We start from the raw sequence: 4,254 nt of genomic DNA on the forward strand, positions 1-4,254 counted from the left end.
GTCGAAGACTTGCGAATCGGCTTGGCGGGGGACCGAGCAAATGATCTTGCGCACACGCCGCGCCTTGAGCAATGCGGCCAGGCCAATCTCGCCGTTGCCGGCGTTGTTGTTCACGATCGTGAGTTCGCGCGCGCCCTGCTCAATGAGGGCGTCGATGAGCTCGGCCGGTTGTCCGGCCGAGCCGAAGCCGCCGATCATGACGGTGGCGCCGTCGGCGATATCGGCGACGGCGGCTTCGAGGGAAGAAATAGTCTTATCAATCATCGGTAATCGCGCTGGCGGTAGCGCCTCCGGCATCGGGTTGACAAACAATGTAGAGGTCCGCCAGCCCCCAAGTCAACGGCGATTATCGAAAAACTGTGCGATTATCGAACGAACCCCGTTCGGACGTCGACGAAAACTCCGGCGAACTCCGACGACCTTAGATGTCGAAGAACACCGTCTCGCGGCCGCCGTCCGGTGTGTCTTGCAAACGAATGTCGAGCGAATACACGACGGCACCATCGCGCTGCCCGCGTTGCGAGATCAACGTGCCGCGGCGCACCTCCCATTCGATGCCGGTCAGCACGGGATCGCTTCGGTTCGCCTCGGCTTCGTCGCTGAAATAGAGCCTCGTATGGAGTCCGACGTTGATCCCGCGCGCGAACAGCACCAAGCAGACATGCGGCGCTTGCGGCGCACCGCTATGCCCGGGCACGCGTCCCGGCTTGACCGTTTCGAAACGGAACACGCCCGTTTCGAAGTCCGCGCCCGCCCGCCCCCAGCCGCGGAACGACGGATCGATCGGCACGTCCCGGTCGTCGCCCGGATGCGCGTATCGGCCATCGGCATTGGCTTGCCAGAGTTCGACCAGCACGTCGCGCATGAGTGTCCCCGAGCCGTCGAACACGCGGCCCTCGATCGCGATGCGCTCGCCTCGCGTATCGGGCGTGACGAGCACGTTGCCGAAATTGTTTTCGAAGATGTCGAAACCGGCTTGCTCGGGCGCGAGGCCGATGTGGACATACGGACCGCCGGTCTGCGAGGCCGTCTCGGGAAAACGAACCGGACCGAAAGTAGAAGCTGCGGGAAACGGTGGGCGATTCATTTATTTGGCTCCTTGCGTCGAAGGCTCGAAGTACGTCATGCGCCGGCCGCGCAACGTGATGTCGAAGCGATAGCAACGGCTATCGAGTGCGATGTTGTTACCGGTGTCGCTGAGCGCGATGAGCCCGCGCACCTGCTCTTCGTTCGGGAGCGTCTTGATGATTGGGCATTGCGCGATCAGCGGGTCGCCTTCGAAATACATCTGCGTGATCAGGCGCTGAGCCCAGCCGTCCCCGCTCAGCGAGTAGTGGATGTGAGAGGGCCGCCAGTCGTTGATGCGGTTGCGCCACGGGTACGGGCCGGGCTTGATCGTGCGATAGGCGTAATAGCCGTTGTCATCGGTCAGCATGCGTCCGCAGCCGCCGAAGTTCGGATCGATCGGCGCGATGTATTTGTCGTTGCGATGCCGATAGCGGCCGCCGGCGTTCGCTTGCCAGATTTCGACCAACGCGTTTCGAACGGGGCGGCCGAATTCGTCGCGCACATAGCCATGCACGACGATGCGTTCACCGATCGGCAGGCCGTCCTTCGCAAAGTTCAGAATGAGGTCGTTATCGAGCGGCCCCAGCTCGTCGGCGCGAAAGACGGGGCCCGTGCGCTCCGATAGCGTATTCAGCGTCGAAATGAGCGCGTTGCGCGGCGAGCGCAGGACGCTCGTCTTGTAGCCCGGCGTATAGGCGGCCGGATGCGAGGCCGTCTCACGCTGGGCGAAATCGCCATAGGTGCCGGCCGAGACGGCCGCTTGTGGATCCGACATGATCGTTCTCCTCCTGATTCCCGATGGATGCGGCCGCACGCCCGGGACAAGCCTGGAACAAGCGCGACCGACTGTTTCTCGACGCCCACTCTATTGTCCCGCTCTGCACGCGTAAATTGACTTCTGTTCCGTCGATCCATAACCTCCAGTAATGGAAACCAGAATCAGCTTTCGTCATGTCAGTTGCTTTCTCGCGATTGCTCGCGAGCGCAATCTCGGGCGCGCCGCCGAGCGATTGAATCTGACCCAGCCGGCCGTATCGAAGACGTTGAACGAGCTCGAATCGCTCGCGAACGTGCGCCTCGTCGAACGCGGCCGGCACGGCGCACGCTTGACGCCCGCCGGCGAGCACTTTCTTCGCCACGCCGTCGGCGTCGCGCAAGCGATGGAGTCGGCCGCGGCGGCCTTACAAGGTCCCACCGCGCCGCCCGTGCGCATCCTGACGCTCGGCGCGCTGCCGACCGTCGCGAGCGGCGTCTTGCCCGATGCCCTGGTACGTCTTCGCGAGCAGCATCCGCAAACGGGTGTCCGCCTTCATACCGCGACGAATCAACCGCTGCTCTCCGCGCTCAAGGCGGGGCAGCTCGATTGCGTGGTCGGACGGATGGCGGAGCCCGCCATGATGCAGGGGCTGTCGTTCGAGTTGCTCTATGCCGAGCCGCTTGTCATGGCCGTCAGGCCGCGGCATCCGCTGCTCGGCACTCACGCAGCCTCGCCTCAGGCCGTGCTCGAGTTTCCGCTCGTCGTGGCACCCGCCGGCACGGTACCGAGGCTCCACACCGACGCGTTTTTCGACGCGCATGCGTTGCATGTACCGGCCAATTGCACGGAAACGCTGTCGGTGTCCGTCGCGCGCCTGCTGGCTCGACGCTCCGACGCCGTGTGGATCACGCCTGCGTTCACCGCCCGCGACGATCTCGCGCGCGGTGAATTGGTCAAGCTGCCGCTGGCCATTCCCAACGCGGAGGAACCCGTCGGCCTCCTGCGTCGCAGTTCAGGGGAGCCTTCGGGCGCGGTCGAGGCATTGGCCGAAATCCTGCGGGAACTGACGCGTGCCGACGCACCGACGGGGAAAACCCGTACGGCCCGCTCCGCCAAGCGCGCGCCCGCGTCGCGCACACGCAAGCGGTAATCTGGCCGGCCTCATGCGCGTGCTGCGTGCCCTTCGTGCACGCTTCGGATCGGCGCACGGGCTTGACCCACCCCGCGCCGAAGCATAGGATTCATGAGTTCGTTCGATATTGGATAGTTTGTTCGATAATCGCACAATAGAACGTATCGAACGTATTGGCATCGAACAGATCACGCGTATTGCTCGATGCTGAGCCGTTGGCTGGACCGCTGGCTGAATCTCGGGCTGAATCCGGCTGGGTCCACGCCCGCGTCATCGCCCTTTCCCTTTGCCCGCTTCAATCCGCTCCCATGTTTGCGTACCAAGGACGACTCAACGACAGGCTGACCTCGACTGCAACGATGCTCGCGGTGTTCGAGCCAAAAGCGACCGTGCAACGCATGCTCGACGTCGAAGCTGCCCTTGCACGGGCACTTGCAAAAGCGGGGGTCATTCCGCCCGAAACCGTCGCACCGATCGTAGCGGCGTGTCAGGCCGATCGGATCGACGCCGCCTCGCTGACGGAAGCGGCCGTGCGTGCCGGCAATCTCGCCATCCCGCTCGTCAAGCAATTGACGGCGTGCGTCGGCGCGCAATCGGCCGAAGCGGCGAAATACGTGCATTGGGGCGCGACGAGTCAAGACATTATCGATAGCGGCATGGTGCTTCAATTGCGCGATGCCCTCGACTTGATCGAAGCGGGCGTCGAAGCACTGTGCGCCACACTCGCCCGTCAAGCGGCAACGTACCGCGATACGCCAATGGTGGGCCGCACGTGGCTGCAGCAAGCCCTGCCGATCACGTTGGGCTTGAAGTTCGCGCAGTGGCTCGATGCGCTGGAGCGACACCGCGAACGGCTCGTTCAGTTGAGAGAACGCGCGCTGGCCCTGCAATTCGGCGGTGCAGCCGGCACGTTGGCCAGCCTGGGAGACGCGGCACAGCCCGTCGCTCAAGCACTGGCCGAAGCACTCTCATTGCCGCTGCCGAGCGTGCCTTGGCATACCCAACGCGACCGTATCGCGGAAGCGGCCACCGTGCTGGGGCTACTGACCGGCACGCTCGGCAAGATCGCGCGTGACATCTCGCTGCAAATGCAAACCGAAATCGGCGAATTGGGCGAGCCGTCGTCGTCGGGTAAAGGCGGATCGTCGACCATGCCGCATAAACGCAATCCCGTCGGCTGCGCCGCGGCGCTCACGGCGGCTGCCCGCGTACCCGCCCTCGTCGCCACGATGCTTGGGGCCATGGTGCAAGAACACGAACGCGCACTGGGCGGCTGGCAAGCCGAGTGGGAAACGCT

The 4,254-nt window shown here is 64.1% G+C and carries 5 protein-coding genes; 2 read left to right on the forward strand and 3 right to left on the reverse strand.

Features of this window, described 5'->3' with window-relative positions; translation table 11 throughout:
• The 3 genes from ACTHL0_RS09270 to pcaH form a co-directional block, all read right to left on the reverse strand.
• Positions 1 to 264, reverse strand: a 264-nt coding sequence (locus tag ACTHL0_RS09270) for a 3-oxoacid CoA-transferase subunit A (RefSeq protein ID WP_440566434.1), incomplete at its 3' end; no start/stop codon positions are given.
• Positions 265 to 421: 157 nt separating this feature from the next.
• Positions 422 to 1,087, reverse strand: coding sequence for a protocatechuate 3,4-dioxygenase subunit alpha (pcaG, locus tag ACTHL0_RS09275; protein WP_440566435.1), 666 nt, complete (start codon positions 1,085 to 1,087; stop codon positions 422 to 424).
• Positions 1,088 to 1,843, reverse strand: coding sequence for a protocatechuate 3,4-dioxygenase subunit beta (gene pcaH, locus ACTHL0_RS09280; protein WP_440566436.1), 756 nt, complete (start codon positions 1,841 to 1,843; stop codon positions 1,088 to 1,090). It lies immediately after the preceding gene.
• Between the two features lie 151 nt (positions 1,844 to 1,994).
• On the opposite strand from pcaH, the gene ACTHL0_RS09285 reads away from it, so the two are divergent.
• Positions 1,995 to 2,975 carry a LysR substrate-binding domain-containing protein gene (locus ACTHL0_RS09285; RefSeq protein ID WP_440566437.1) on the forward strand — a complete coding sequence of 327 codons (981 nt, stop codon included), beginning with the start codon at positions 1,995 to 1,997 and terminating at the stop codon, positions 2,973 to 2,975.
• A 341-nt stretch (positions 2,976 to 3,316) separates the two neighbouring features.
• The coding region (pcaB, locus tag ACTHL0_RS09290; RefSeq protein ID WP_440566438.1) for a 3-carboxy-cis,cis-muconate cycloisomerase at positions 3,317 to 4,254 on the forward strand (938 nt) is incomplete at its 3' end.

The organism is Trinickia sp., assembly GCF_051961175.1.
In the GTDB taxonomy this organism is placed as follows: Bacteria; Pseudomonadota; Gammaproteobacteria; order Burkholderiales; family Burkholderiaceae; genus Trinickia.